The organism is Streptacidiphilus sp. MAP12-33 (genome assembly GCF_041261265.1).
Lineage (GTDB): Bacteria > Actinomycetota > Actinomycetes > Streptomycetales > Streptomycetaceae > Streptacidiphilus.
On record NZ_JBGCCA010000005.1, the window covers coordinates 155,859 to 181,165 of the forward strand.

General features: G+C 72.5%; 25 protein-coding genes. 13 read left to right on the top strand and 12 right to left on the bottom strand.

Annotation, left to right across the window (positions count from 1 at the left end; genetic code table 11):
• The first annotated feature begins 73 nt into the window (after positions 1-73).
• The 3 genes from ABH931_RS07750 (at position 74) to ABH931_RS07760 (ending at position 2,509) form a co-directional block, all read left to right on the top strand.
• A complete protein-coding gene (locus tag ABH931_RS07750; protein ID WP_370111220.1) occupies positions 74-475 on the top strand; it encodes a DUF3291 domain-containing protein in 402 nt (133 codons plus the stop codon).
• Between the two features lie 85 nt (positions 476-560).
• Positions 561-1,343 (top strand): dioxygenase, encoded by a 783-nt coding sequence (locus tag ABH931_RS07755; protein WP_370111221.1) that lies wholly within the window; start codon positions 561-563, stop codon positions 1,341-1,343.
• Positions 1,344-1,438: 95 nt separating this feature from the next.
• On the top strand, positions 1,439-2,509 hold the full coding sequence (locus ABH931_RS07760; RefSeq protein WP_370111223.1) for an NAD-dependent epimerase: 1,071 nt from the start codon (positions 1,439-1,441) through the stop codon (positions 2,507-2,509).
• Between the two features lie 71 nt (positions 2,510-2,580).
• Here the strand turns inward: ABH931_RS07760 and ABH931_RS07765 are convergent, their stop codons facing one another.
• Together ABH931_RS07765 and ABH931_RS07770 are read right to left on the bottom strand one after the other, a co-directional pair.
• Complete coding sequence (locus ABH931_RS07765) at positions 2,581-2,808, bottom strand: hypothetical protein (protein ID WP_370111225.1); 228 nt, start codon at positions 2,806-2,808, stop codon at positions 2,581-2,583.
• Positions 2,809-2,872: 64 nt separating this feature from the next.
• Positions 2,873-3,790, bottom strand: coding sequence for a helix-turn-helix transcriptional regulator (locus ABH931_RS07770; protein WP_370111227.1), 918 nt, complete (start codon positions 3,788-3,790; stop codon positions 2,873-2,875).
• A gap of 101 nt (positions 3,791-3,891) precedes the next feature.
• Here ABH931_RS07770 and ABH931_RS07775 point away from each other — a divergent pair, with 101 nt between their 5' ends.
• Together ABH931_RS07775 and ABH931_RS07780 are read left to right on the top strand one after the other, a co-directional pair.
• The gene (locus ABH931_RS07775; RefSeq protein WP_370111228.1) at positions 3,892-4,944 is read left to right on the top strand and encodes an NAD(P)-dependent alcohol dehydrogenase; all 1,053 of its coding nucleotides are present in this window, start codon (positions 3,892-3,894) and stop codon (positions 4,942-4,944) included.
• Between the two features lie 34 nt (positions 4,945-4,978).
• Positions 4,979-6,058, top strand: a complete 1,080-nt coding sequence (locus ABH931_RS07780; RefSeq protein WP_370111230.1) for an NADH:flavin oxidoreductase/NADH oxidase — start codon at positions 4,979-4,981, stop codon at positions 6,056-6,058.
• An 89-nt stretch (positions 6,059-6,147) separates the two neighbouring features.
• Here the strand turns inward: ABH931_RS07780 and ABH931_RS07785 are convergent, their stop codons facing one another.
• From ABH931_RS07785 to ABH931_RS07800, 4 genes are all read right to left on the bottom strand, one after another.
• Positions 6,148-6,654, bottom strand: coding sequence for a hypothetical protein (locus ABH931_RS07785; protein WP_370111232.1), 507 nt, complete (start codon positions 6,652-6,654; stop codon positions 6,148-6,150).
• 9 nt (positions 6,655-6,663) lie between these two features.
• Positions 6,664-7,161 carry a SigE family RNA polymerase sigma factor gene (locus ABH931_RS07790; protein WP_370111234.1) on the bottom strand — a complete coding sequence of 166 codons (498 nt, stop codon included), beginning with the start codon at positions 7,159-7,161 and terminating at the stop codon, positions 6,664-6,666.
• A 151-nt stretch (positions 7,162-7,312) separates the two neighbouring features.
• Positions 7,313-7,603: a hypothetical protein gene (locus ABH931_RS07795; protein ID WP_370111235.1), complete on the bottom strand. Its 291-nt coding sequence runs from the start codon at positions 7,601-7,603 to the stop codon at positions 7,313-7,315.
• A 151-nt stretch (positions 7,604-7,754) separates the two neighbouring features.
• Positions 7,755-8,054: a hypothetical protein gene (locus tag ABH931_RS07800; RefSeq protein ID WP_370111236.1), complete on the bottom strand. Its 300-nt coding sequence runs from the start codon at positions 8,052-8,054 to the stop codon at positions 7,755-7,757.
• 474 nt (positions 8,055-8,528) lie between these two features.
• Here ABH931_RS07800 and ABH931_RS07805 point away from each other — a divergent pair, with 474 nt between their 5' ends.
• Positions 8,529-9,593, top strand: coding sequence for a HEAT repeat domain-containing protein (locus ABH931_RS07805; RefSeq protein ID WP_370111238.1), 1,065 nt, complete (start codon positions 8,529-8,531; stop codon positions 9,591-9,593).
• Positions 9,594-9,609: 16 nt separating this feature from the next.
• Here the strand turns inward: ABH931_RS07805 and ABH931_RS07810 are convergent, their stop codons facing one another.
• Positions 9,610-9,918: a hypothetical protein gene (locus ABH931_RS07810; RefSeq protein WP_370111240.1), complete on the bottom strand. Its 309-nt coding sequence runs from the start codon at positions 9,916-9,918 to the stop codon at positions 9,610-9,612.
• A 212-nt stretch (positions 9,919-10,130) separates the two neighbouring features.
• Between ABH931_RS07810 and ABH931_RS07815 the strand changes: the two genes are divergently transcribed.
• On the top strand, positions 10,131-10,763 hold the full coding sequence (locus ABH931_RS07815; protein WP_370111241.1) for a hypothetical protein: 633 nt from the start codon (positions 10,131-10,133) through the stop codon (positions 10,761-10,763).
• Here ABH931_RS07815 and ABH931_RS07820 read toward each other — a convergent pair.
• Positions 10,736-11,395: a TetR/AcrR family transcriptional regulator gene (locus ABH931_RS07820; RefSeq protein ID WP_370111243.1), complete on the bottom strand. Its 660-nt coding sequence runs from the start codon at positions 11,393-11,395 to the stop codon at positions 10,736-10,738. The genes ABH931_RS07815 and ABH931_RS07820 overlap by 28 nt on opposite strands.
• 156 nt (positions 11,396-11,551) lie before the next feature.
• On the opposite strand from ABH931_RS07820, the gene ABH931_RS07825 reads away from it, so the two are divergent.
• A complete protein-coding gene (locus ABH931_RS07825) occupies positions 11,552-12,700 on the top strand; it encodes a serine hydrolase domain-containing protein (protein WP_370111244.1) in 1,149 nt (382 codons plus the stop codon).
• A 24-nt stretch (positions 12,701-12,724) separates the two neighbouring features.
• Here ABH931_RS07825 and ABH931_RS07830 read toward each other — a convergent pair whose 3' ends face one another.
• Positions 12,725-13,447 (bottom strand): class I SAM-dependent methyltransferase, encoded by a 723-nt coding sequence (locus ABH931_RS07830; RefSeq protein WP_370111246.1) that lies wholly within the window; start codon positions 13,445-13,447, stop codon positions 12,725-12,727.
• Between the two features lie 201 nt (positions 13,448-13,648).
• On the opposite strand from ABH931_RS07830, the gene ABH931_RS07835 reads away from it, so the two are divergent.
• From ABH931_RS07835 to ABH931_RS07845, 3 genes are all read left to right on the top strand, one after another.
• Positions 13,649-15,169 (top strand): hypothetical protein, encoded by a 1,521-nt coding sequence (locus ABH931_RS07835; RefSeq protein WP_370111248.1) that lies wholly within the window; start codon positions 13,649-13,651, stop codon positions 15,167-15,169.
• Between the two features lie 172 nt (positions 15,170-15,341).
• Entirely contained in the window at positions 15,342-16,880 is a 1,539-nt protein-coding gene (locus tag ABH931_RS07840; protein WP_370111249.1) for a hypothetical protein, read from the top strand.
• A 68-nt stretch (positions 16,881-16,948) separates the two neighbouring features.
• Positions 16,949-17,167 (top strand): SDR family oxidoreductase, encoded by a 219-nt coding sequence (locus ABH931_RS07845; protein WP_370111251.1) that lies wholly within the window; start codon positions 16,949-16,951, stop codon positions 17,165-17,167.
• 6 nt (positions 17,168-17,173) lie between these two features.
• Here the strand turns inward: ABH931_RS07845 and ABH931_RS07850 are convergent, their stop codons facing one another.
• Entirely contained in the window at positions 17,174-17,998 is an 825-nt protein-coding gene (locus ABH931_RS07850; RefSeq protein WP_370111252.1) for a hypothetical protein, read from the bottom strand.
• 175 nt (positions 17,999-18,173) lie between these two features.
• Here ABH931_RS07850 and ABH931_RS07855 point away from each other — a divergent pair, with 175 nt between their 5' ends.
• Positions 18,174-19,391 (top strand): cation:proton antiporter, encoded by a 1,218-nt coding sequence (locus ABH931_RS07855; RefSeq protein ID WP_370111253.1) that lies wholly within the window; start codon positions 18,174-18,176, stop codon positions 19,389-19,391.
• Positions 19,392-19,450: 59 nt separating this feature from the next.
• Here ABH931_RS07855 and ABH931_RS07860 read toward each other — a convergent pair whose 3' ends face one another.
• Both ABH931_RS07860 and ABH931_RS07865 read right to left on the bottom strand, forming a co-directional pair.
• Positions 19,451-22,423, bottom strand: a complete 2,973-nt coding sequence (locus ABH931_RS07860; RefSeq protein ID WP_370111254.1) for a CBM35 domain-containing protein — start codon at positions 22,421-22,423, stop codon at positions 19,451-19,453.
• 200 nt (positions 22,424-22,623) lie between these two features.
• Positions 22,624-23,688, bottom strand: a complete 1,065-nt coding sequence (locus tag ABH931_RS07865; protein ID WP_370111256.1) for a LacI family DNA-binding transcriptional regulator — start codon at positions 23,686-23,688, stop codon at positions 22,624-22,626.
• Between the two features lie 229 nt (positions 23,689-23,917).
• Between ABH931_RS07865 and ABH931_RS07870 the strand changes: the two genes are divergently transcribed.
• Positions 23,918-25,288: an ABC transporter substrate-binding protein gene (locus ABH931_RS07870; RefSeq protein ID WP_370111258.1), complete on the top strand. Its 1,371-nt coding sequence runs from the start codon at positions 23,918-23,920 to the stop codon at positions 25,286-25,288.
• Positions 25,289-25,307 lie beyond the last annotated feature (19 nt).

Consider the following 25,307-nt stretch of genomic DNA (forward strand, 5'->3'; position numbering starts at 1 on the left):
GGATAGTTCTACTGTCTATCATGGATAGTGGAACTATCCGCAGTGCTGACCCGGATCCAGGAAGGCCACGGCCATGCCCACCATCCCTTGGACGACACCGAACCAGCCCGCCCCCGGTACGACCACCGCCCTCGTGATGGCCTCGCGATTCGAGGTCCGCACGCTGCGCGACGTGCCGCGCTTCTTCCTCCGTTCGCTGGCGGCCTGGAGGCAGGTCCGCCGCGCGCCCGGAGCGCTCGGCGCCTCCCTGGTCGCCGAGCCGCTGCGCCGCACCTTCTGGACCCTGTCGGCATGGGAGGGGCGCGAGCAGCTCAACGCCTACGCCGCCGCCGAACCGCACCGGACGATCATGCGGGAGTTGCGCGCCACGATGCGCGACTCCGTGTTCGTGTTCTGGGAGGTGCCGGTCGGCGAGCTGCCGATCTCCTGGGACGACGCCAGGCGGCGGGCGCTCGCCCAGGCCCAGTCCCGGTAGGCCGCGGAGCATGTTGTTCAAATCTGAACTCGGGAGTACTCTTCGAAGTAGTTCAGATTTGAACCAGCCCTGGAACGAGGAAGCCATGACGACCCCCACGTCCGAGCGGATGCCCGCCCTCTACCTGGGCCACGGCGCCCCGCCGCTCGCCGACGACGCGCTGTGGACGCGCCAGCTCGCCGACTGGTCGTCCGAGCTGCCCAAGCCCAAGGCCGTCCTGATGGTCTCCGCCCACTGGGAGGAGGCGCCGCTCGCGCTCGGCGCCACCACGACCGTTCCGCTGGTCTACGACTTCTGGGGCTTCCCGCAGCACTACTACGAGGTCACCTACGCCGCCCCCGGCGCCCCAGAGCTCGCCGACTCCGTCCGCAAGCTGCTGCGTGGCGCCGGCACCCCCGTCCAGGACATCCCGGACCGCGGCCTCGACCACGGCGCCTACGTCCCGCTCGTCGAGATGTACCCCGACGCGGACGTGCCGGTGCTGCAGATCTCCCTGCCGACCCTGGACCCGGCCGGGCTGATGAAGATCGGCCGCAAGCTCGCGCCACTGCGTGACGAGGGCGTGCTCATCGTCGGCAGCGGGTTCTTCACCCACAACCTGCGCGCCCTGACCCAGGACGGCAGCGTCCACTCGATCATGACCGAGTTCGACGACTGGGGCCGCCGCGCGCTGGAGGCCCATGACCTCGACGCCCTGCTCGACTTCGAGCACAAGGCGCCGGCCGGCCGCCTCGCCCACCCGCGCACCGAGCACTTCGCCCCGCTCTTCGTCACCCTCGGTGCGTCCGAGGACGAGCTGGGCAGCGGTCGCAGTGTGATCGACGGCTTCTGGATGGGTCTGTCCAAGCGCTCCCTCCAGTTCGGCTGACCCTGAAAGCACCTCACTTTCGCTCTCCGCGCAAAGCGTTCGCCCAGCGCGCAGCCGGGTTACGGCAGGCCCGTCCGACGCACAGACTCCAGCTCATGAGACTTCTCGTGATCGGTGGATCGGTGTTCGTCGGGCGGGCCTTCGCCGAGGAGGGGGTGCGGCGCGGCTGGGCGGTGACCGTCTTCAACCGCGGCCACAGCCAGGACGATCCGCAGGGGGTGCGCTCCCTGCGCGGTGACCGGACACGGGACGAGGACCTCGCCGCGCTCGCCGCCGCCGGGCCCTACGACGCGGTCGTCGACGTGTGCGGCTACGTTCCCACAGAGGTGGGCCGGTCGGCGGCCGCGCTGGCGGGCAGCGCCGGCGCCTACCTGTTCGTGTCGACGATCAACGTCTACCCCGACTACCCGGCGCTGCCCACCGACGAGTCCTCGCGCCGTCACGGCGGCCGCGCCGACGCGGGGGAGGGGGAGGGCGAGTACGGCTGGCTCAAGGACGGTTGCGAGCTCGCTGTCCGCGCGGCCTTCCCCGGACGGGTCGTGGTCCTGCAGCCGGGACAGATCACCGGTCCGCACGACCGCGCCCGCCGCGCCACCGCCTGGCTGCGCCGCGCCGCTCAGGGCGGCCGGATGGCCGTCCCCGGCCCACGGGACCGCGCCCTGCGCGTCGTCGACGCGCGCGACCTCGCCGTCTTCGGGCTCGACCTGCTCGCGGGCGAGCCGCGCGACGAGGTCGAGGACTATCTCGTCGTCGGCGCTCCGGACAACGGCAGCTGGGGCGACTTCCTCGACGCGTGCGTCGAGGCGACCGGCTCGACGGCGGAGCTCACCTACGTCGACGACGCCCACTTCGTCGACCAGGCGGTCGAACCCTGGACGGCGCTCCCGTTCTGGGTGCCCGCGGGCCGCGAGGAGTTCGCGGCCGTCTGGGACGCGTCCAGTGCCAAGGCGCTGGCGGCGGGCCTGCGCTCCCGGCCCGTCGCGGACAGCGTCCGCGCCACGGCCGAGTGGCTCTTCGGTCCCGGCGGGCAGGAGGAGGCCTTCGAGGACTACCGGCATTTCGGGACCTGGACGCCGTTCATGACCGCGGAGCAGGAGGCGGCGGTCCTGGCCGCACACGACGCGAGCGTTGCACAGGGCGGTTCCTCGCCCGACCCGCGCCCCTGAAGGCGCTGCGTGCCTGAAGGTGCTGCGCCCTTGAAGGCGCTGCGTTCCTGAGGGCGCTGCGTGCCTCAGCCTCAGCGGAGGGCGTTCAGTTCGTTCGCTATCGCGACGAACGCCCGACGCTCCGCGCGCGAGAGCGCGACCTGCTCGACCGGGTGGAGGCCGACCCCGCTGCCGCCCACGGCCCACGGCCGGAACGTGGCCAGCCAGACGGCACGCACGCCCATCAGCGTCCACAGGCCCGCGACGGTGAGCAGCGTGTACAGCGCGACCGCGTGGAGCGGGGTCAGGGGCTGATGCATACCGGGACCGTCCTAACCGTCGAGCTCTCGAGCGGGACATGGAGGACTTGCCCACGCTTCCGCCCTAGTTAACACCGTGTTCCGGGACCTTCGGCAGAGGGGGTGGGACCTCCGTCCAGCTTGCCAGGAGCCGAAGGGCCTCCGCCGAGGGGGAACCGGGCTCGGCCGCGTAGGTGACCAGCATCTGGTCGGGGTCGGCGGGCAGTACGAGCGACTCGAAGGCGAGGCTCAGCCGGCCCACCACGGGGTGGTGCAACTCCTTCGCGCAGGGGCCCGTGCCCCGCACGTCGTGGGCGGCCCACCACTGCCGGAACTCCGGGCTCTTGACCGAGAGCTCACCGATCAGCGCGGCCAGCCGCGGATCGTCCGGGGTGCGGCCGGCGTCCATCCGCAGGCCCGCGACCACGTCGCGGGCCTTGCCCTCCCAGTCGTCGTACAGCTCGTGGGAGGCGGGGTCCATGAAGACCAGCCACGCCATGTTCCGCTGCTCCGGCGGCAGCGCCGCGAAGTCGCCGAGCAGTGCGCAAGCCATGCGGTTCCACGCCAGGATGTCGCAGCGCCGGCCCAGGACGTAGGCGGGCACGCAGTCCATCGCGTCCAGCAGATGCTGCAGTTGCGGGCGCACCCGCTGCGGGCGCGAGGGGACCGGGCGGCCGCGGCGACGCGCGGGCTTGGCCAGGTGGTCCAGGTGCTCGCGTTCGGCGCGGTTCAGCCGCAGCGCGTCCGCGATCGCCTCCAGGACCGCCGCCGACACGTTGCGGGCGTTGCCCTGCTCCAGGCGCGTGTAGTAGGCCGCGCTCACCCCGGCCAGCTGCGCCAGCTCCTCCCGCCGCAGGCCCGGCACGCGGCGGCGGGAGCCGAAGTAGGGCAAGCCCACGTCCTCCGGCTGTAGCCGGGCCCGGCGCGTCCGCAGGAACTCGCTCAGCTCGTTGCGCGGATCGATCGGGTCGATCGGGTCGACGGGTGGGGGTTCGGGACTCATGTCGTCCAAGTATGAGGGTGTTCCTCCCAGTGGTAGGCACGGTGGGTGTACGTTCACCTGGGTGCTGGCTTCACCCGCCCGCGCCCGGCAGTCTGGTCACCATGACTACGAGTACGATCCCCGCGTACGCCGCCCCGGCCGCGAAGGCCCCGCTGGAGCGCACCACCGTGCCGCGCCGCGAGCTCGGCCCGCACGACATCCTCATCGACATCGCCTACGCCGGTATCTGCCACTCCGACATCCACCAGGTCAACGAGGAGTGGGGCCCGGCGATCTTCCCGATGGTCCCCGGCCACGAGATCGCCGGCACCGTCGCCGAGGTCGGCTCGGCCGTCACCCGCCACCAGGTCGGCGACCGCGTCGGCGTCGGCTGTCTGGTCGACTCCTGCGGCGAGTGCGAGCAGTGCACCGCCGGCTTCGAGCAGTTCTGCTCCGGCCCCGACGGTGCCACCGGCACCTACAACGACACCGGCCGCGACGGGCAGCCCACCTACGGCGGGTACGCCAAGCAGGTCGTGGTCACCGAGCGCTTCGCGCTCAAGATCCCCGAGGGCATCCCGCTGGACGCCGCCGCGCCGCTGCTGTGCGCGGGCATCACCACCTACTCGCCGCTCGCCCGCTGGGGCGCCGGCCCCGGCAAGAAGGTCGCCGTCGTCGGCCTCGGCGGCCTCGGCCACATGGGCGTCAAGATCGCCCACGCCAAGGGCGCCGAGGTGACCGTCCTCTCGCAGAGCCTGCGCAAGCAGGAGGAGGGCCTCAAGCTGGGCGCGGACCACTACTACGCGACCGGCGACCCGAGCACCTTCGAGAAGCTGGCCGGCACCTTCGACCTGATCATCAACACGGTCTCGGCGGAGATCGACCTCAACGCCTACCTCGCGCTGCTCAAGCCGACGGGCGCCATGGTCCAGGTCGGCGCGCCGCCGGTGCCGGTGCCGGTCGCGGTCTTCTCGCTGATCGGCGGGAACAAGACCCTGGCGGGTTCCATGATCGGCGGAATCCCGGAGACGCAGGAGATGTTGGACTTCTGCGCGGAGCACGGCATCGGAGCGGAGGTCGAGGTGATCCGGGCGGACCAGGTCAACGAGGCCTACGAGCGCGTCCTCAACAGCGACGTGCGCTACCGCTTCGTGATCGACACCGCGACGATCTGACCTCTTTCCGAGTCCTCCAAGGAGCACCTCCCCGATGAGCCTGCTGTTCGAGCCCCTCGCCCTGCGTGACGTCACCGTGCCCAACCGGGTCTGGATGGCGCCCATGTGCCAGTACTCGGCACCGGCCGAGGGGCTCGACACAGGAGCGCCGGGGGAGTGGCACTTCCAGCACCTGGCGTCCCGGGCGGCGGGCGGCACGGGCCTGATCCTCACCGAGGCCACGGCCGTCTCGCCCGAGGGCCGGATCAGCCCCTGGGACCTGGGCCTGTGGAACGACCGGCAGACGGCTGCGTTCCGCCGGATCACCTCCTTCCTGCGCGAGCTGGGCACGGTCCCCGGCATCCAGCTCGCGCACGCGGGCCGCAAGGCGTCCGCCCACCGCCCGTGGGACGCGTCGAGCGGTTCGCTGTCGGCCGACCACCCCCTCGCCTGGCGCACGCTCGCGCCGAGTGAGAGCGCCTTCGGCACGATGACGGCGCCCGACGGCCTGACGGTCGAGCAGATCGGCGTCGTGGTGCGGCAGTTCGCGCAGGCGGCCGAGCGGGCGCTGGCGGCGGGCTTCCAGGTCGTGGAGGTTCACGGTGCGCACGGCTACCTCGTCCACGAGTTCCTGTCGCCGTACTCCAACCACCGCACCGACGCCTACGGCGGCTCGCTGCAGAACCGGATGCGCTTCGCCCTGGAGGTCACCGAGGCCGTCCGCGCGGTGTGGCCGGACGAAGTGCCGGTGTTCTTCCGCGTCTCGGCCACCGACTGGCTGGACGAGGGCGGTTGGACCGCCGACGAGACGGTCCTGCTGGCCAAGGAGCTCCAGGCACGCGGGGTGGACCTGCTCGACGTCTCCACCGGCGGCAACGTCCCGGACGTGCGCATCCCGGTCGAGCCGAACTACCAGGTCCCCTTCGCCGCCCGCGTCCGCAACGAGGCCGGGCTCGCCACCGCCGCCGTCGGCCTGATCACCGACCCCCACCAGGCCGCGCAGATCCTCGCCTCCGGCGAGGCCGACGCGGTCCTGCTGGGCCGCGAACTCCTCCGCGACCCCTACTGGGCCCGCCGCGCCGCGACCACCCTCGGCCACGACCTCCCCAAGCTCGACCAGTACGCGCGCGCCTGACGCCGCCGCTGCCGGGCGCAGGGGAACGAGCCCGCTCCGGTGGTCGGAGCGGGCTCGTTCGGTGCCTCTGAGCTTCGTGTTTCGCGGCGTCAGCGGGACGGCGTGGCCTGCGGTACGGAGCCCGGAGTGGCGGAGGCGACCGGGGTCGGCATCGCGCCGCCGCCCTTGGCCGACGTGGCCGTCGGGGTGGCGACGGGGCCGGAGCTCGGGGTGGTGGAGGCAGCGGGGGTCGGCATGGCGCCTCCGCCACTGCTCGGGGTGGCCGTGGGGGTCGTGACCGGGCCACCGCCGCTGGTGGGTGTGGCGGCCGGGGTGGGCATGGTGGTGGGTGTGGCGACGGGCGTGGGCGTGGCGGCGGGGGTGCTCACGACACCGGCCGGGCTCGTCCGTCCGGCGGGCGAGGCGGCGAAAGCGGACGGCAGCACCGCCGCGAGCGCGGCGGCGGCCGCCACGCAGGTGCCGGCCGTCCAGGCGGCCCGCACCCGGCGGCGCCGGTGGACCCCCGTGTGGAGCCGGTCGCGCTGCTCGTCGGTGAGGGGGGAGTTGTCGTGGGTGTCGCGCATGATTCGCGCCAGCTCCTTCTCGAAGTCGTCCATGGGTCTCCCTCAACTCACCGGCGAACAGGTCAGAACGGTCCGCAGCCTGGCGACCCCGCGAGAGGTCAGCGAGCGGACCGTGCCGACCGGACAGCCCATCGTCTCCGCGACCTGCGCCTCGGGCAGATCCTGGTAGTAGCGCAGCACCACGGCCGCCCGCTGCCTCGGCGGGAGCGTGGCGAGCGCGGCCTCCAGGCGGGCGCGCTCGCTGACCAGCTCGGCCGTGTCGTGCCCGGTCGCGTGGTCCGGCAGGACCTCGGTGGGGCGCTCGCCCCACCACCTGCGGCGCGCCGACCTGGCGGCCGCGCGGACCAGAATGCGTCGGACGTAGGCCTCCGGGTACTCGTCGGCGACCTTCGGCCACGCGAACCACAGCTTCACCAGGGCCTCCTGGAGCAGGTCCTCGGCTCGGTGGGCGTCGCCCGCGGTGAGTAGTCGGGCCAGATGGAGTAGGGCGGACCAGCGGGCCCCCACGAACGCGTCGAACCCGTTCCTGTGAGCCTGCATCGGCACCGCCTTTCCCCGTTTCTTTCTGTCTTGCATGAGGGATAAGACGGTGAGTCGCAGGCCACGATGCACCCAGCCTCTGTGACCTGCGCCACGTCCGCCGGCAGGGCTGCCTCGTGACGTCCAGACGGACGGGAGGGCGAGCGCGTAATCAGTCCGCGCGGCGGAGGCGGACGGCGAGGGCGTGGCCGAGGAGCAGGTAGGCCACCGCCGGAATGCCGTAGTTGATCAGCGTGCGCAGCCAGCCCTCGCGAGGGGTGAACATGTCGTGCGCCCATGCGGACAGCCAGTCGGCCGCGCCGTGGACCCACCGCACCAGGTCGTTGGAGGGATTGGCGTCCAGCACGTACAGGGCGATCCACAGCCCGAGGATGCCCGCGACGACGTCCGTGACGATCAGGACCCAGCGTGCTGCTCCTGCCGTTGCGTAGCGACTTCTCATGCTGGCGCGTCTTGCCCCGATCGAGGATTCCAAACAGTGGTGGCAAGGATGGTGACGTCACGTCAGGTCAGCTGACGACCCTCCGGGGCCGCCGGCGGACGCGGGTAGTCCCAGACGGACTCGACGCCGAGGTCGTCGAAGACGGCGGCGTTCACCGGGGCACCTGCGGGCGCGCCGCGTGGTCTGCCGGGTGCCCGGCGGAGGACGCGGGTGCCGGGCGCAGCCAGGAGGCGTCGCGGTCGCCGCGCAGCCACCAGGTCGAGACGGAGTCCAGGCGCAGCCGCACGTCCCCGGCCGGGACCCACCGTTCGCCCAGCCGGTAGCAGGCGCGGGTCAGGTGCAGGTAGCCGCTCATCGCCAGCCGCCCGGCGGCGCTCAGGTCCGCCGCGCACGCCAGTCCCGCCGGCCCCGCCCCGACGACGACGGCGTCCACGCGCACGTTGCGTGGCATCGGCTTCCACCTCGTCTGCATCGGTTCCGTGTCGGACCCTGACCGTCCCGCGCGGAGCCGGGCCTGACGAGCCGCAGCGGTTTCGCATCGCCTCAGTGTCGGCGTCCGAAACGATGCGTGAGCTGTGCGCGGTGAGGCGTCTCGCGAGGGCGGCGAAGCTGAGGGCCGGATCGTGAACCTGCCGGATCGTGAACCTGGAGGTAGCCATGTCCGGTCCCATCGTGCACCCGCCCGTGCAGCCACTCGCCCCCCTTCGGGGTCGCGGGCGCCCGCCACCGGCCGCTGCTCCTGCTGGCCGGTCCGGGCTGGCGCGGCGTCAAGGTCCCGGCATCCGCCGTGACACCCCCGTCCCTGCGGGCCGCGCTCGACCGCGTCGCCGGGGTGCGGGCGGTGGCGTCGTCCGCCTGAGCGCCGGGGACGGCGCCGCTGGAAAATCCCGGACGCCGGTGTGGACGCCCGGGCGAGAATGCGGTCATGGACGACGCGATGGTGCGAGCGGGGCTGGTGGGACGCGTGATGGCGGCGGCGCGGGCGGCGGCCGCCTCGGAGGCGGAACAGGACTGGGACGCCTACGCGCTGCTCTCCCGGCAGGCCGCCAGGGGAGACGGCGGGGAGGCCGCCCTGCGGTGCGGGGTCGCCCTGCTGGAGTCGGCCGACGCCCTGGAGCGGGAGGTGGGCTGCGATCTGGTCGGCCACGCGGCCGACGAGCACGCGGGGCTGCGCGACGCTGCGGCCGCCGCCCTGGTGGCGTTGGTCGAGGGGGAGACCGAGGCCTGCGTGCTGGTGTCTCTCGTCCGCGCGCTGGGCCGGACGCAGCACCCGCACGCGGTCCCGGCACTGGTCCGGTTCTCCGGGCACCCGGACGCCGAGGTGCGGCGCCAGGTCGCCGTGAATCTCGCCTTCACCGACACCGGCCTGCCCGACGGGCCGGACGTCCAGGCGCTGATCAGGCTCACCCGGGACGAGGAGGACCCCGAGGTCCGGAACTGGGCGGCCTTCGCGCTGGGGTTCCAGCTGGAACAGGACACGACCGCGATCAGGGACGCACTGTGGCACTGCACGTCCGACCCGTACGGAGAGGTTCGCGAGGAGGGGGCGCGGGGGCTGGCCCGACGGCACGACCTCCGGGCGGTCCCGCTGATCGCGGAGCTGCTGGAGTGCGAGGACGGGGCCTACTTCCACACCTTCGAGGCGGCGGAGATCCTGGGCGTCCCCGCCCTCCTCCCGGCTCTGCTCACCTACGAGGCCGACTCGCCCGGCGCCGACGACGCCGTCGCCGCCTGCGACCCGGTCCGCCGTGCCCGGCTGGAGGCCGACGCCTGGGCCGTCGTGAGGGAACTCCACCGGCTGCGCCCGGACCTCGGCGCGGCCCTCAGCTCGCCGCGCTACGCGTCGGTGCGCACCATGCGGCTGACCGCAGGAGCGTCGACGGACGCGGGCTACGACGTGGCCTCGCTCCTCACCCGCGCGGACGGCGACCCGGCCCGGGCGGCTCAGCTCGTCGCGGCGGACCTCACGACCCCTCACCCGCCGTCGTAGACCCGGCCCGGGCGGATCAGCGGACGGCGGCGACGCCCCGCTCGCGCAGTTCCGCCGCGGCGCGCTGCGCGGAAGCGCGGTCCCGGCAGCGTGTCTTCCGCACGACCGCGTGCCCGTCGGCCGAGAGCACCAGCACCGTCCAGCCGCCCCGGAACACGGCCCAGTGCACGATCAGGTTGGCAAGCCAGGGACCGAGTGCGAAGCCCAGGCCGATCCGCTCGTAGTTCCAGCGGACCATGCCGGACCTCACGACACCTACGCGATACCTCACGCCGACCTCGTCGGTGAGGACGAACTCGACGGCCGCCGGTCGGCGTAGGGCCATGGGGCCTCCTGTGGCTGGGCCGCCGTGCGGCGACCGGAGGACCGTAGCAGAGGCTTGCTGCTGGTCAGCCGGGCAGGGAGCATCTCATCGGCGCCGAGTGGCGGTGCGGGAACGCTGCGCGTGGTTCGGCTCCGGCGGTCATGGGTGCATGGGGGGAGGCGCCGTGACGTCGCCGACCTGAAGCGCGCCGTCTTCGACCGGAAGGGGACGACATGCCCGAACCGCGAACCCACGCGCGCAGCCGCCGGGCGGGGGCAGGGCCGGAGCGGGCGCTCGCTGCGCTGTGCCGGATCGCGGCGGCGCTGTTCCTGGCGGCTTCGAGCGCTTCGGCGGCCGGTTTGGTGGCGCTCTTCGCGACCCGCGCGCTGGTCGGCCCGGCCGTTCTGGCGGGGCTGGACGCGCTGGCGTCGGCGGTGGCGTGTCCGGTCGTCGCGCTGACGGCGCGGGGGCCGGCGCGCCTTGCGGCCACCGGCTTCGGCGCGGCTCAGCTGCTCGCTGCCGCCGTCGTGGGCGCGCGGATGGCGGAACCGCAGGAGGGTGCGTCGCACAGCGGGGTCGCCACGCGGCTGCTGTGCTGCGCCACCGCGGCTGTGGTGGCACTCGCCCTCCTGGCGTGGGCCGACCGGCCGCTGACGCCGCGACCCGGCCGGGCCCGCCGAGCAGGCTCGACGAGGTGGTGGCCGGGCTCGGCCCGTCGCCGGGCGCGGGCCGGGTCGATTCCTGGTGCGGGGCGGGCGTCCGCGCAGGCGAGCCAGACCGTCGGTCAGGGTCCGGAGTCCGGGGCGCGCCGCAAGGCGACCGAGCCCCCGTTTGTTGCTCAGGAGGGGAGCGACGCCTCGATCTGACGGAGCTGGGCGGCGAGGAGTTCGGCGAAGGCGGCGTCGCGGTCGGCGCCCAGCGGGCGGACGTCGCGGGCGAAGTGGGCCAGGGCTGGGAAGAGTTCGGGGTCGGCGCCCAGGGTGGCCACCCGGAACAGCTCCAGGCCCTGCTCGTGCTCCTCGGAGCCCACGGTGGTGATGCCCGCCTCCGACGCGATCAGCGCGGACAGCAGGACCGCGAGCCGGTGGTAGGTCCGGGGGATCTCCGCGTCGGGCAGCCCCGACGCCCGGAGGGCCTGCAGAGTCTCCTCCATCACCAGTCGGGAGCCGGTGCCGCCGGAGGCGTAGCGGCCCCAGACCGCGGCCAGCTGGGGCTGGCGGCCGAAGGCCTCCCGGACCCGCGACGCCACCGCGGTGATGCGCTGCTTCCAGTCGCCCTCGGGCTCGTACCCCTCCATGGCCGAGGCCAGGATCCGGTCCGCGACCGCCCGCAGCAGCTCCGTCTTGCTGCGGAAGTGCCGGTACAGGCTGGAGGAGTCGGTCCCGAGCACGGCGGCGAGCTTGCGCACGCTGAACGAGTCGGCGTCCTCGTTCGTGCGCAGCAGGTTCGCCGCCTCGTCCAGGATCTCCTCGGTGGACCAGCGCCTGCGCCCTGTCATCTTCACGTCCTCTCGCCGGAGCGAAGGTCAGTCTAGCCGATGCGCCCGCCTGTGCACTTGGCGTTGCACGCACCGCGTGCATAATGAGAACAAGGGAGCGCCGAGGCCCCGCCGCAGGCGGATCCGCACCTCGGGGAACGCGAAGGGACGCATGCCATGAGCAAGCCGATGAACCCCGCACAGCTCAACCCCGCACCGCTCAACGCACAGCTCGACACCGCCCTCGAGAACGTCCACCGCGCCGGCCTGCCCGGCGTGTTCGCCGAGGTGCGCGAGGGCGAGGACCTGTGCTGGCAGGGCGCCGCCGGCCTCGCCGACGTCGACACCGGCCGCCCGGTCGCCGCCGACCTTCGGCACCGGGTCGGCAGCGTCACCAAGTCCTTCACCGCCGCCGCGGTGCTGCGGCAGGTCGAGTGCGGCGCGGTCGACCTCGACGCGCCCGTCGCCCGCTACCTGCCGGCGCTGGTGCCCGGCGCGCGCGGCGAGGCGATCACCGTCCGGATGCTGCTCGACCACACCAGCGGCCTCGCCGAGTACCTTCCCTACGCCTACCCGTCGCTCAAGGCGTTCCCCGACATCGCGGCGACCAGCCCGCAGAGCCTGGACGACCACCGGTTCACCCGCTTCGACCCCCTCGACCTGATCGGCCTGGGGGTCTCCGCCCCCGCCGTCGGCACGCCGGGCGGCCGTCCGGGGGTCTACTCCAACACCAACTACCTGCTCCTGGGCGAGCTCCTGGCGCACGTCACGGGTGACACGGCCGAGCGGTGCATCACCCGGGACGTGATCGAACGCGCGGAGCTGCGGGACACCGGGTTCCCCACCGAGCCCGCCGTCGCGGAGCCGCACGCGCGGATGTACGAGGCGTGGTTCGGGATGATCGACCCGCCGCGCGACTACAGCGTCTTCGACATGTCGTGGGTCGGTCCGGCCGCCGCCCTGGTCTCGACCGTCGCGGACCTCAACCGCTTCTTCGGCCGGCTGCTGGCCGGCGAGATCGTCAGCCCGGCCTCGCTGCGGCAGATGCGGAGCACGGGTCCGGTCGTCTCCCAGGAGGGAACGGTGATCGAGTACGGCCTCGGCCTGCACCCGATGGACACCCCGGAGGCCGACGGCTTCTGGGGCCACGGCGGGACGGTCTGGGGTGCGGGCACCCTGGCCATGACCCGCGCCGACGGCCGACGGCAGTTCGCCGTCGCCGTGAACCTCCAGCGCTGGAACCACCTCGACGCCTCGGGCCGACCGCAGCCCCACCCCATCGACGCCGCGCTCGCCGCCTTCTACCGGCTGGCGATGACCGGCTGACCGACCCGGCCGGAGCTCGCGACGTCAGTCGCGGCGGGCGCGGACGACGAGGAACGGCGGCAGCCCGGCCCGCTGCGGCTGCCGGGCCGTCACCTGGGCCGTGGGGGCGGGCTCGGTCACGGCTTCCACGGCGAAGCCGTGCCGGTGCAGCGTCGTGAGGTACGTGGACAGCGTCCGGTGCTCGTTACCGGCGCGGCGCACGGCCTGGGGGTTGTCGGAACGCCAGAATCCCTCGGCGAGATAGTCGCCGACCACCCGGCGGACCGTGCCGTCACCGGCCTGCGTCCACGCGGCGTGGGGTGCCTCGAAACACGGGTGCGGGACGCTGAACACGAGCGATCCCGATCGCGTCAGCACGCGTCGCACGGCCGCGAGCGCGGCGTCGAGGTCGGGCACGTGGTTCAGCGAGAGCCCGGCCGTCGCCCAGCCGGTCGAGCCATCGGCGACGGTCTCCAGGACGCATCCGTCATCCACCCTGTAGTCCACCGTGCCCGGCCCGTCCGTGCCTGCCGCCCGCGCGTGCTCGATCAGACGCGGCGTGGGGTCGACGCCGGTGGCCGCAGCCCCCCGGGCGGCGAGCGCACGGGTGACGATGCCCTCGCCGCACCCGAGATCGAGCACGTGATGACCGCTCAGCACCTCGGGGAGCTGGTCGAGCAGGACGTCACGGCTGAAGTCGTTCAGCGCGGAGCCGGCCCGGAGGAGGTCCGCGTACCAGTCGGCGATGGTGTCCCAGGAGTCGCTCATCGAACCCGGGACGCTACCGGGTTCCTCCTGTTCGTCTCCACCGATTTACGGGTGCGCGGAGTCGAAGAGCCGTCCATCGAACCGTCCGTTTCTTGCGCCCCGGAAGGCATTACACGTCTCTTACGCATCGCTGTGCACCGGCGACCGTGAGCCCCCGCAGGGGCAGTCTGTTCCCCACCCGAGCGGAAAGGAGCAGCAGACATGCCCGGCACACGACTCACAGCCATCAGGGTTCGATCGGAGCGGCGCAAGCACCGCCTCCTGTTCGGCTTACCGTTGGCCTTGGCGGTGGTCGTCGGCGGAGGCCTGGCCTTCGCCGACGTGACCCCGACGGCCCCTCCGGTCAGTGGCGCGACAGCCACGTCCGCGAACTGGGGGACCGTCACCAGCCAGACGGCCACCAACGCCTCGCCGATGACGAGCAGCGACGTCATCGCGGCGAACATCTCTGTCTCGACCATCCAACTGAGCAGCGCGTTCAGCTATCTCTCCCCGGACGGCCACGGGATGCCGCAGTGGACGCACACGGTCACCGCCGTGGCCCCCGACGGCACGGTGGAGGTGGCCTGGCAGGCCGCCAACGCGGTCCACGTCACCCGGGTCGACGGTCGACTGCGCCGCACGGACCCGGACACCGTCGTCACCGGCGCGCACGAGATCGGCGGGCTGGTGGCCTTCGACGACGGCTTCGCCCTGCTCACCCGGGTCGCGGACCACAACCGCCGGGGGGAGACCGCCGCTGCGCTGATCCGGGTGCGCGACGGCCGCGTCGCGTTCGTCGCCAGGCTGACCGGCAGCGCCAGCCACGACACCGCCCCCGTGCTCGACGGTCGGCTTGCCTGGAACGGTGGCCGCTACGCCGCCGTCTTCACCGTGCACGGGGCCGGCGGCTCCCAGAACGGCCGGTGGGGCGACAAGATGGTCTACGTCAGCGACTCCGGGCGGATGCTGCCCGGCGGTCGTGAGTGGGGGTGCCGGGGTGACACCGGCCGCACCCTCGGCTGGTCGGGCCCGGCGGCGGCATCGTCGGTGGCCTACAACTGCTACGACGACGGCACGTCCGCCGGTTCGGCGTTGACGCCCGGCGACGACATGGTGCAGGTAGGCGACGGGAGTTGGGTGACGGCACTCTCCTCCCGAGGGCCGGTCTCCGCCCGCAAGAACATCCTCACCTGGAGTGTCACGCCGCGCTGGAGCACCGACCAGGCCGTGCTGCTCTTCGTCGACCCCCGCTCGCACACGGCCCGTTCGGTGATCCTGACCGCCACTGCGGGGACCGCGAACGTCAACGTCCACGTGGCGCCGTACGGGAGGACAGCCCTGCTGGTCAGCTGGGAGTCGGTCCGGCACGGGACCTTCACCGGCACCCACTTCCGGCTGGTCGACCTCACCGGCCGGTTCCTCACCCCGGACCTCGTGCTGACCGTCCACGTGTCCGGCACCATCGCCGTGCTGGCCGACGGCGACCTGGTCTGGGCGTTCGTCCGGCAGACCCCCGTCTACGGGCAGCGGATCCACCGGTGGCCGACCGTCACCTCGCTGCTCCTGGCCCGCCTGCACCTGAGCCTCACCGCGAGCGGCTCGGCCTCGCCGACCCCGCCCCCCACGCTCACCGCTGCTCCGACGACGTCGGCGACACCGCCGACCATGTCGCCGACATCGCCCAGGCCCGTGCAAAGCCTGCCCGTGGCACCGAGCACCGCTGTGGGCACGCACTTCTGACCCGATCCGCCCGACCTCGGCCCCCGCTTCCCCCGGGGGCCCCTTCCCGCCTGCGGCGGACGCGGCCCGTGACGGGTCCGCGAGGCCCGCTGCCGGGGGAGACCACGCACACGGCACACACAGCCCCGAGCACCTCACCGGTGCCCGGAGCCGGATTGGAGTTGAGTCGCGCATGCGCCGTTCGGACACTCCCCAGCACTCGTCGCGCTTCGCGCCGGACCGACGGCGCCGACGCCGCGGCAGGAAAGCCACCTGGATCGCCCTGCTGGCCGGGCTGCCGCTGCTGGCCGGCGGACTGGCCACCGCGCTGGCGGCGAACAACCAGCCGGCCGCCGCGGCCGCCAACCCCAACTGCACCCTGGTCGTGCCGCCGAACCCGCTCAGCGCCAAGGGCCTGGCCACTCCGTACCGGCTGGTGGCCACGGACGCGGCAGCGGGCCCGTGCAACGAGGCCGACGTCAACCAGTCCGCGTTCGTCGAGGCCGCGATCGTCACGCCGGCCGGGCAGGTGACCCTCTACGACCCACTGGTGATCGACCAGGGCACCCAGCCCGCCGCACCGGCCGCACCCGCCACCGTCCCGGTGGGATCGACGGTGGGCATCTGGTTCGGCTTCAACGGCACCAACCTGACCCTGAAGAACGCAGGCGGCAGCAACTCGCTGGGCCAGGGGCGGTGCGTGAACGGACTGCGAGGCGCGGTCTTCGGCCAGTTCGCCGAGTGCAACGCCCCGGCGTTCTTCCGCAGCGCGAACCAGCTGACGGCGGCCGGCACGTTGCAGGTTCCGCCGGTCGGCACCGCCAAGGACGGCCTGCCCTGCCCGACCACCCGGGACTTCTCGGTGGTGGACCAGGACCAGAGCGACAACGTGGTCACCCACTACCTGGCCACCGCGAACGGCCGGATCGCGCAGAACAACGCCGCGAACAAGGCGGCGTTGCAGAACCAGCAGCTGGTCGACCTGGCCAACGGCAGTGACAACCTGCTGCTGACCCAGTTCATCGACCCGACCCTGGGCTGCACCCCCTGGACCCGGCCGGACCAGTCCAGCGACGGCATGGCCGCCGCCGCCCTGCCCCTGGACGAGCTCTCCGCTGCGGCGAACCAGCAGGCCCCGATCGCATTGGTCCCGCTGACCGACCCGATGACACTGAACAACAACAACGCCAGCACCACCAAGACCAACCTCTACCGCGCCGGCGTCGACATGCCCCCGATCGGCGCGGCCGACAACGGCAGCGGCACCACCTACTGCCAGAACCTGTTCGGCAGCGCGACGGGTATCCAGCGCGTCTTCAAGGACCAGGCCATCTTCGTGAACGGCCCGTCCGTGGACGCGGCGATGGCGAACAACCTCTTCACCTTCCTGGCCATGCGCGCCAACCAGTCCTTCACCAACCTCAACTGCGGGGGCCTGCTCAACGCGGCCAACCCGATCACGCTCACCACGGACGGCAACGGCGTGGTGGTCAACGCGACGTTCACGCCACTGGGCCAGGCGCCGGCCACAACCGCGTCCGCCGCGCCGACCCCGGTTGCGACCCCCACCGTGACCGCCATCGCGACCCCCACCGCGAGCTGCACCACTGCTTCCCCGGCCGCCGCCTGTGCCTCCCCACTGCCCGCCGTGACCGACACGGCTGCCAACGGCTCTCCCATCCCCACGGCGTCCGCCACGGCGACCGGAAGGCACCGCCACCGGCGGTGGTGATCCGGGCGAGGTCCGGAACACGCGGGCGCGGCAGCCGTCCCCGAGGTGCGGGGGCGGCTGCCGCAGGCGTGGAGCCGTCCCCGGGAGCGGCGCTCTGGGCCACCGACGAGGCCCGCGCCCAGGTCCTCGGCTCCGTTCCCGCCGGTCGCTTCGCCGATCCGGCGGAGATCGCCGACGCGGCCCTCTTCCTGCTCAGCCCCCGCTCCTCGTACCTGACCGGGGAGTGCCTGACCGTCGACGGTGGCCAGTGGCTCGGCAAGCGGGTCTACGGCCGCGCCACGGCGTAGCCGGGCTCAGGCGTCCAGCGCCTGGTGCAGGGAGGCCGCCATGGCCGCGACGAACGCGTCGCGGGCCGGCTCGGGGAGGAGGTCGAGCGAGAGGTAGGGGTTGAGGTCCTCGAGTTCGACCAGCAGCAGGGCGCCGTCCTGGGTCCGGCAGGCGTCGACGCGCTGGATGCCGTGGTCCAGGGTGTTCCAGTCGACGAACCGCCGGGCGAAGGCGAGGTCGGCCTCGGTCGGCTCGTAGGGCGCGAGGACCCAGCGCCGGTCGGGGTCGGGGGCGTGGAGGGCGTACTGGCAGGTGTCGTCGACGAAGTAGAACGACACCTCGTACCGGAAGTCGATCCGCGGCTGGACCAGGACGTCGCCGTAGGCAAGGTCGCGCAGCTCGGCGGCCGGGACGAAGCGCAGCCCTATGGAGTCCGCGCCGGCCTTCGGTTTGACGACGTACTCCGCGGCCTCGGGCAGACGCCCCAGATCCTCCTGCCGGTCGACGGTGGGGATCACGGGGTACCCGGCGGCGGTCAGGTCCAGCAGGTACTGCTTGCCGGCCATGTCTCCGCGCCCCGTCAGCGGGTTGTAGACCCGGGTGCCCCGGGCGAGGGCCTGCCGCCGGAAGGCCTCGTACGCGGCCTGGTAGTGCAGCACCGGCCCGCTGTTGCGGACCACCACCGCGTCGAACCCGTCCATCAGCGCGGCGGCGTCCAGCGGGTGGCACAGGGCGAGGTCGAACTCGCTCCGCAGCCGCGAGGTCAGGAAGACGTCCTCGTCGCCGTAGCGCCGGCCCCGGGCCGGGTAGGCCAGGTCCGTCACGAAGAGCACGCGGGGGCGGGCGGCCATGGGTTCACCTCTCGGTTCGGCGGCGGTGTGGCCGTGTAGCGGCGTGGCGGCCAACCTACACGGCGTGCCGGTCACCCGGTTGCCCGGCGTGGCGGGCTGGAGCTGCCGGGGTGCGGCTTCCTACCGTGCGGACCGGGGGTGTCCGCCCGTCCGCCGGAGGAAGACAGGTGCGTGCGTGGTCGCGTTGGCCGTCAGTATGGGGACGCTGCTGGCCTGGGCGCTGGTCGCCGCCCGGCTGACCCGGTGGAGCGTCACCGCGCCCGTCGCGTTGACCGCAGCGGGCGTGGCGCTGACGGCGGGGCCGCACGCGCCGGTGCGGATCGGGCTGACGACCCACGACGCGGAACACGCCGTGGAGATCATCCTGGCCGTCCTGCTGTTCGTCGACGCCACCGAGGTGCCCGGCGGGGTCTTCAAGGCGCAGCGTGGCCTGCTGGTCCGGCTGCTGGTGTTCGCCCTGCCGCTCGGCCTGCTGACCGCGACGCTGCTGGGCGGTCTGCTCTTCCCTTTCGACTGGTGGCTGGCCGCCCTCTTCGCGGCGGTCACCGTTCCCGTCGATCTGGCCCCCGCCGCCGAGCTGATCCGGGACTCCCGGCTGCCCACCTGGCTGCGCGGGGTGCTGACCGTCGAGAGCGGTCTCAACGACGGCATCGTCGCCCCGGTCTTCCTGCTCTGTCTGGCCGGTGTGGAGACACACGGCACCTCGCCGGGCCCGGCGTCCGAGTCGGTGGGACACGCGCTCGACCAACTGCTGTGGGCGGCGGTGGCCGGGGGGCTGGTCGGGCGCCCCGGCGGTCGGCTGCTGCGGCGTGCGTGGCGGGAACGCTGGACCACGCCCGCCGCGATCCGGCTCGGGCTGCTCGCGGTGCCGCTGCTGGCCTACGCGGTGGCGGGGGTACTCCACGGGAACGGCTTCGTCGCGGCCTTCGTCGCCGGCCTGTGCGTCCGCCCGGACGTGCCCTCGCTGCCGCCCAAGGTGCTGAGCCTGGTGGAGGACGCCGGGACGCTGATGTCGCTGGCGCTCTGGTTCGTCTTCGGGCAGTTGGTCACCCAGGCGTTCACCGGGGAGTTCGATCCGCGCGTGGTCGCCTACGCGGTACTGACGCTGACGGTGGTGCGGGCCGGGCCGGTGCTGCTCTGCCTGATCGGAACCGGACTCGACCTCACCGACAGGCTGGTGCTGGCGTGGCTGGGCCCGCGGGGGCTCGCGTCGATCGTGTTCGGGCTGCTGGCGTTCGTCGGCCTCGCGCCGACCGACCCGCACGCCGCCGACCTGGTGGGCCAGGTGATGACGATGACCGTCCTGATCAGCCTGGCCCTCCACGGGCTGAGCTACGGGCCGCTCGCCGCCCGCTACGCGCAGGCGCGCGCACGGGCGAGCGCCGAGGGCTGAGCCCGGCGCCCGCGTGAGCGGCGGGCACCGGGCCTCCCGGACCGTGGGAGCAGAGGGGATCAGAACCCGCTGTCGCCCGCCCCGCGGTTGATCGTGTAGCCGCCGGGGTTGTTCAGGCCGCCGGAGGCGGCGCCGGTCACGGTGACGTAGTTCGCGGTCATGCTGCCGGTGACGCTGGAGATGTCGATGCCGTAGGTGCCGGCGCCGCTGATCGCCAGGTGGTCCAGGGTCAGGTTGCTGATCTGCTTGCCGTAGCTGAGCAGGACCCCTTGGTAGGTGGCGTTGCTGACGGTGTTGCCGGTGACGGTCACCGGCGCGGTGATGTCGGCGGTGCTGGCGTAGATCCACAGGGCGCCCAGCGAGGAGCCCCAGTTGGAGTTGTACGAGCCCGCCCGCACCAGCGCGTTGCCGCTGACAGTCGTCGGCCCGGTGAAGCCACCGCCGAAGGCGGTGCTGACGGTGATGCCGGAGCCGAAGGCGACGGTGTCGGAGACGAGGTTGTTCGCGACGGTGTTGCTCCCGCCGCCGTAGACCCCGATGCCGTTGGCCTGGATCGGGCTGCTGACGGTGTTGTTGGTCAGCGAGCAGCCGGTGACGTTGCCGCCCTCGGTGTCCAGGGCGAGCTCGTCGTCGCCGGTGTTGCGCACCTCGGTCTGGTCGACGCGGGTGCCGGTGCTGCCGCCGTGGACGTGGATGCCGTCGGCGAAGACGTCACGGACGCGGTCGCCGACCACGTACAGGCCGTTGCCGGGGTTGGCCCAGAGGCCGACCTTCAGGTGCTCCATCCACACGTCGTAGATCAGCGAGCCGGAGGCGAAGCTGCCCTCGATGCCGGCGGCGCCGGAGTCGTTGTTGCGGAAGGTCTGGTCGCCGGTGATGCTCAGGTCCGCGACCTGGTTGACGCCGCCGGTGGCGAACAGGCCGCCGGAGCCGTTGGGCGAGGTGGACTGGATGGTGGTGTACCACTCGCCCGCGCCCCTGATCGACACGCCTGCGAAGCTGATCCGGCCGGAGATGAGGTACGTCCCGGCGGGGAACCAGAGGCCGGTGCCGGTGCCCGAGAGGGCGCTGAGCGCGTTGTTGATCGCGGTGGTGTCGTCGGCTCCGCTGTTCGGCGTGACGCCGTAGGAGGTGACCGAGGTGTAGCCGGTGGCGGGCATCGCGTAGGCGGGGTCGACCTGTTCGGCGTCGAGCACGTCGATCGTGTAGGAGGCGGCGGTGTCGGCGGCGTCCTTCTGGAGCTTGAGCACCGTCCCGGCGGGCCAGTTGCCGATCAGGGCGCGGGTCTCGTCGTAGAAGTGGTGCGCGACGCCGTTGCTGGGGGTGCGTGTGTCGTAGTAGCCGCCGCCGTAGAGCCAGGAGTACTGGGTGGTCAGGCTCAGGTCCTGGAGCTTGCCGCCGTTCGCGTACAGGGCGAGTGGCGCGGTGGCGGTCGAGCCGTCGGAGTTGGCGGGGATCGAGTAGCGCAGCACGATCGAGTTCGCGGGCGCGGTCAGGGTGAACTGGACGTACTGGCCGGTGGCGGTGAGCTGCACGGCCTTGCGGCCGGTCGCCTCGGCCTGGAGGCTCGGGTAGGTGGTGCTGTAAGGGAGAACGGTGGCGTTGGTCTGAGCACTCGCGGCGGCGTACTCGGTGTACGGCAGGGTGGCGCCCTGGGCGGCGAGCGCGGTGCCGCCGGTGACGGTGACGCTGTTGATCGCGATGTTGCCGCTGTCGCCGGAGTCGGCGCGGTAGGCGATCAGGTTCAGGCCGGAGCGCAGCGGCTCGCTCTGCGCGCTGCTCTGGAGCCAGCCGCTGCCCGCGGGCAGGGAGAGCTGACCGGCCTTCACGCCGTTGACGTAGAGCGAGACGGTCTGGGCGGCGCCGGTGCTGTTCGCGTAGGCGAGGGAGACGGGGTAGCTGCCCGCGCTCGGCACGTCCGCGGTGAAGTCGACGACCGCGCCGGTGGCGGTGAAGCCGGTGAGGTAGCCGGTGCCGGTGTAGCCCGCGAGCGAGGTGGCGAGGGCCGGGCCGCCGGTGAAGAACGCGTTCGCGGCCTGGTAGACCTGCCCGGTGCCCCCGGTCGAGCTGGGGCTGGGGGAGGGAGAGGCCGTGGGAGAGGACGAGGCGGCGCTGCCGACGGTGATGTTGTCGAGGTTGACGTTGCCGGTGTCCGTGGAGTCGAACTTGTAGCCGATGGTGTTGCTGCCCGCGCTCAGGGTCAGCGTGTCGGCCTGGACGGCCCAGGTGTTCCAGTCGGCGGTGGCCGCGAGCGCGTCCTGCTGGACCTTCGTGCCGTTCACGTACACCGAGAGCGTCTTGGCGGAGCCGTTGCCGTTGGCGTACCGCAGCGTCACCGGCGTGGCTCCGGCGCCGGAGGTGGTGACGGTGAAGACGGTGTCGGCGGTGCCCTTGTTGGTGTCGGTGTAGCCGCCGACGAAGCCGGTGCCGGTGTAGCCGGCGTGGTCGGCGGCCACGACCGCGCCGCCGGACAACGCGGCGTTCTCCGCCTCGTACTGGCCCGGCGGTGGCGGCGGGACGGCGGCGAGGCTGATGTTGTCGAGGTTGACGTTGCCGGAGTCGGTCGAGTCGAACCTGTAGCCGATGGTGTCGGATCCGGCGGTCAGGTTCAGCGTGGTGGAGACCGTGCCCCAGGTGTTCCAGTCGGCGGTGGCGGGCAGCGAGATCTGACCGGTCTTCGTCCCGTCGAGGTAGACGGAGAGGGTCATCGTCGAGCCGGTGCCGTTGGAGTAGCGCAGCGTCGAGGTGAACGCGCCTGCGGCGGACGCGTTGACGGTGAAGGCGGTGTCGGCGGCGCCCTTGTTGGTGTCGGTGTAGCCGCCGACGAAGCCGGTGCCGGTGTAGCCGGTGTGGTCGGAGGCGACGACGGCGCCGCCGGAGAGTGCGGCGCTCTCGGCCTCGTACACGGTGGCGGCGTGCGCGGCGGGCGCGAAGCCCAGCGCGACGGCGAGGGCGAGGAGCAGCGCGAGGACGCAGAGGACGGCGGTGGGCAGTGCGCGGGCGCGCGAAAGCCGCAGGGCAGAGGTGGGCATGACGCTCCAGAAGGTGGGGGAGCAGGCAACGCCACGGCACGGTAGCCCCGGTGCGGGACCCGCACAACGAATCGCGCGCGCCCCGCAAAAAGCGGCCCGCAGTCGCGTCATGTCCTTGTCGTGGTTTGCGAAGGCAGGTCAGCAGCGGTGTTGCCCTTTTCGGACCGACGACGGTGGGTGCACGCCCTGAAAAGAACCCATCAGAACGGTCGACGACTTGCGCGCGCTCCCGGGAGCAGGACGGCGTCCCCACCCGCCGCTGCCGCGGCCGGCCGCCTGCGCGGCACGTACGGCGCTGTGGAGCCGCGCACGACGAGCTCGGGCTCGTGCAGCAACTGCCGGGGTGTCGGCGCGCCGCCCTCGATCTGACCCAGCAGCAGTTGCACGGCGGCGCGCGCCATCGCGTCGATCGGCTGGCGCAACGTCGTCAGCGGCGGGTCGGTGTAGTTCATGAACGCCGAGTCGTCGAAGCCCACGGCCGAGAACTCGCGCGGGACCTCCAGTCCGGCACGGCGGGCCGCGCGGATCGCGCCCAGCGCGAGCACGTCGCTGCCGCAGACGAGCGCGGTGGCACCCGCGTCGATCAGTTCCGCCGCCGCGGCTTGGCCGCCCTCGAAGGAGAAGAGCGCGTGTCCGACGCGTCCGGCCGGGTCCAGGCCCGCGCGGCGGCACACCTCGGCGAAGGCGGCGGTCTTGTGCGCGGAGGGGGCGTGGTCGGCCGGGCCGACCAGCAGGCCGATGTCGCGGTGGCCGAGCGCGTGCAGATGGGCGAAGGCCTGCCGGACCGCCGCCGCGTCGTCCGTGGAGACCTGCGGGAAGCCGGCGTGGTCGACGGCCGCGTTGAGCAGCACCACCGGCACGCCGCGCTCCAGCAACTGACGGTGCTCCTCGCGGCTGAGGCCGCCGCAGAAGACCACGCCGGAGACCTGCTGGTCCAGCAGCATCGTCACGTACTCGGCCTCGGACAGCCCGCCGGCGGAGCGGGTGCACAGCACGGGCGTGAAGCCCAGCTGCACCAGCGCGCCGCCGACCATCTCGGCCAGGGCCGGGAAGATCGGGTTCTGCAGTTCGGGCAGCACCAGCCCGACCAGGCGGGCGCGGACGCCCCGCAGTTGGGTGGGCCGCTCGTAACCGAGCACGTCGAGGGCGGTCAGCACGGCCTGGCGGGTGGTGTCGGAGACGCCGGACCTGCCGTTGAGCACCCGGCTCACCGTCGCCTCGCTGACGCCCACCTTGCGTGCCACTTCGGCGAGTCTGCGCGTCATGCGGGCACTGTGTCACACCGGATGCCTGGTTTTCTACAGCCGCTGCCGCGCAAACAGCAGCCACTTGCGCCAGTACATCCAGGTTTTGCGTATATCGGTTTCTCTCTTGCACCCCTTCTCGGGCGGCCCGTAGCTTGTGCTGCACGCCGGGCCGAGACCGCCACCCCACCACCGGGTGCGGCCCTGACCAGCACCGATTCCCCGCCCGCCTCGCCCTCAGGGACCGAAGATGAGACTTCGCACCGCCACCCGTGTCGCCCTCGCGACCGGCCTCGTCCTCTCCGCCGCCGCCTGCGCCAGCTCGAACTCCGGCTCCAGCGGCGCGAGCGCCGACGGCAAGGTCAGCATCACCGTCGGGTGCATGCCGCCCACCACCCAGGCCGGCCCGCGCGCCAACTGGATCGCCGACGTCGCCGCCTTCGAGAAGCTCAACCCGAACATCACCGTCAAGGGCGACGACAGCAACCCCTGCGACGACCCGGCCACCTTCAACGCCAAGCTGGCCGGCGGCAAGATGGACGACGTCTTCTACACCTACTTCACCGACGGCGCCAACGTCGTCGCGTCCGGCCAGGCCGCCGACATCCAGCGGTACGCCGGCCAGATCCACGGCCTCGCCGACATCCAGCCCGCTCTGACGAACATCTACAAGCAGGGCGGCACCGCCTCCGGCGACCTCTACGGCATCCCGAAGGGCAACTACAGCCTCGGCCTGGTCTACAGCAAGACGCTGTTCCAGAAGGCGGGCCTGGACCCGAACAAGCCGCCGACGACCTGGGACGACGTCGAGGCCGACGCCATCGCCATCAGCAAGCTGGGCAACGGCACCGTCGGCTACGCCGACTACAGCGCCGCCAACACCGGGGGCTGGCACTTCACCGCCGAGCTGTACTCGCGCGGCGGCACCATGGTCACCCCCGACGGCAAGTCCGCCGCGTTCGACGACGCCAACGGTCTCGCGGTGCTCCAGTTCCTGCACAAGCTGCGGTTCACCGACAACGTGATGGGCGCCAAGCAGGGCCTGCAGTACAACGACCTGCTCCAGATGATGGCCTCGGGCAAGCTCGGCATGTACGTCGGCGACCCGGTCACCCTGACCACCATCCACGACCAGTACAACGTCTCCTACGACGACATGGCCGTCGGCCCGATGCCCGGCCAGGCCGCCACGCTCGTCGGCGGCGACGGCTACATGTTCAACAAGAAGGACACCCCGGCCCAGATCCAGGCCGGCATCAAGTGGATCAACTACGAGTTCCTCACGTCCGGCCAGGGCCTGAACTTCAACTACCCGCGCCGCGCCGAGCAGAAGGAGCCGGTCGGCCTGCCCGAGCCGGACCTGTGGACCGGCGCCACCGCCTCCGCCGACGCCGCCGCCATGGCCAGGTACGCGAACATGCCCGTCGCCAACTTCGCCACCTACGTCGCCGCGCTGCCCAGCATGAAGCTGCTGGTCGAGCCGCCGCAGGCGCAGGCCCTGTACGCCCAGGGCGACAAGGCCATGGACGCGGTCCTCACCGACCCGAACGCCGACCCGCAGAAGCTGCTCGACACCTTCAAGGCCGCCGCGAACAGCATCCTGGCCAACGCCCAGCAGTAGCTGGCACCCTCACCCTTCG

Excerpts from the sequence above, each read along its gene's own strand:
- ABH931_RS07770 (WP_370111227.1), bottom strand. The coding sequence starts at position 3,790 with ATGAGTCCCGAACCCCCACCCGTCGACCCGATCGACCCGATCGATCCG.
- ABH931_RS07765 (WP_370111225.1), bottom strand. The coding sequence starts at position 2,808 with ATGCATCAGCCCCTGACCCCGCTCCACGCGGTCGCGCTGTACACGCTG.
- ABH931_RS07825 (WP_370111244.1), top strand. The coding sequence starts at position 11,552 with ATGAGCAAGCCGATGAACCCCGCACAGCTCAACCCCGCACCGCTCAAC.
- ABH931_RS07760 (WP_370111223.1), top strand. The coding sequence starts at position 1,439 with ATGAGACTTCTCGTGATCGGTGGATCGGTGTTCGTCGGGCGGGCCTTC.
- ABH931_RS07780 (WP_370111230.1), top strand. The coding sequence starts at position 4,979 with ATGAGCCTGCTGTTCGAGCCCCTCGCCCTGCGTGACGTCACCGTGCCC.
- ABH931_RS07850 (WP_370111252.1), bottom strand. The coding sequence starts at position 17,998 with ATGGCCGCCCGCCCCCGCGTGCTCTTCGTGACGGACCTGGCCTACCCG.
- ABH931_RS07805 (WP_370111238.1), top strand. The coding sequence starts at position 8,529 with ATGGACGACGCGATGGTGCGAGCGGGGCTGGTGGGACGCGTGATGGCG.
- ABH931_RS07755 (WP_370111221.1), top strand. The coding sequence starts at position 561 with ATGACGACCCCCACGTCCGAGCGGATGCCCGCCCTCTACCTGGGCCAC.
- ABH931_RS07800 (WP_370111236.1), bottom strand. The coding sequence starts at position 8,054 with ATGCCACGCAACGTGCGCGTGGACGCCGTCGTCGTCGGGGCGGGGCCG.
- ABH931_RS07810 (WP_370111240.1), bottom strand. The coding sequence starts at position 9,918 with ATGGCCCTACGCCGACCGGCGGCCGTCGAGTTCGTCCTCACCGACGAG.
- ABH931_RS07860 (WP_370111254.1), bottom strand. The coding sequence starts at position 22,423 with ATGCCCACCTCTGCCCTGCGGCTTTCGCGCGCCCGCGCACTGCCCACC.
- ABH931_RS07870 (WP_370111258.1), top strand. The coding sequence starts at position 23,918 with ATGAGACTTCGCACCGCCACCCGTGTCGCCCTCGCGACCGGCCTCGTC.
- ABH931_RS07815 (WP_370111241.1), top strand. The coding sequence starts at position 10,131 with ATGCCCGAACCGCGAACCCACGCGCGCAGCCGCCGGGCGGGGGCAGGG.
- ABH931_RS07750 (WP_370111220.1), top strand. The coding sequence starts at position 74 with ATGCCCACCATCCCTTGGACGACACCGAACCAGCCCGCCCCCGGTACG.
- ABH931_RS07840 (WP_370111249.1), top strand. The coding sequence starts at position 15,342 with ATGCGCCGTTCGGACACTCCCCAGCACTCGTCGCGCTTCGCGCCGGAC.
- ABH931_RS07785 (WP_370111232.1), bottom strand. The coding sequence starts at position 6,654 with ATGGACGACTTCGAGAAGGAGCTGGCGCGAATCATGCGCGACACCCAC.
- ABH931_RS07830 (WP_370111246.1), bottom strand. The coding sequence starts at position 13,447 with ATGAGCGACTCCTGGGACACCATCGCCGACTGGTACGCGGACCTCCTC.
- ABH931_RS07795 (WP_370111235.1), bottom strand. The coding sequence starts at position 7,603 with ATGAGAAGTCGCTACGCAACGGCAGGAGCAGCACGCTGGGTCCTGATC.
- ABH931_RS07835 (WP_370111248.1), top strand. The coding sequence starts at position 13,649 with ATGCCCGGCACACGACTCACAGCCATCAGGGTTCGATCGGAGCGGCGC.
- ABH931_RS07865 (WP_370111256.1), bottom strand. The coding sequence starts at position 23,688 with ATGACGCGCAGACTCGCCGAAGTGGCACGCAAGGTGGGCGTCAGCGAG.
- ABH931_RS07820 (WP_370111243.1), bottom strand. The coding sequence starts at position 11,395 with ATGACAGGGCGCAGGCGCTGGTCCACCGAGGAGATCCTGGACGAGGCG.
- ABH931_RS07790 (WP_370111234.1), bottom strand. The coding sequence starts at position 7,161 with ATGCAGGCTCACAGGAACGGGTTCGACGCGTTCGTGGGGGCCCGCTGG.
- ABH931_RS07775 (WP_370111228.1), top strand. The coding sequence starts at position 3,892 with ATGACTACGAGTACGATCCCCGCGTACGCCGCCCCGGCCGCGAAGGCC.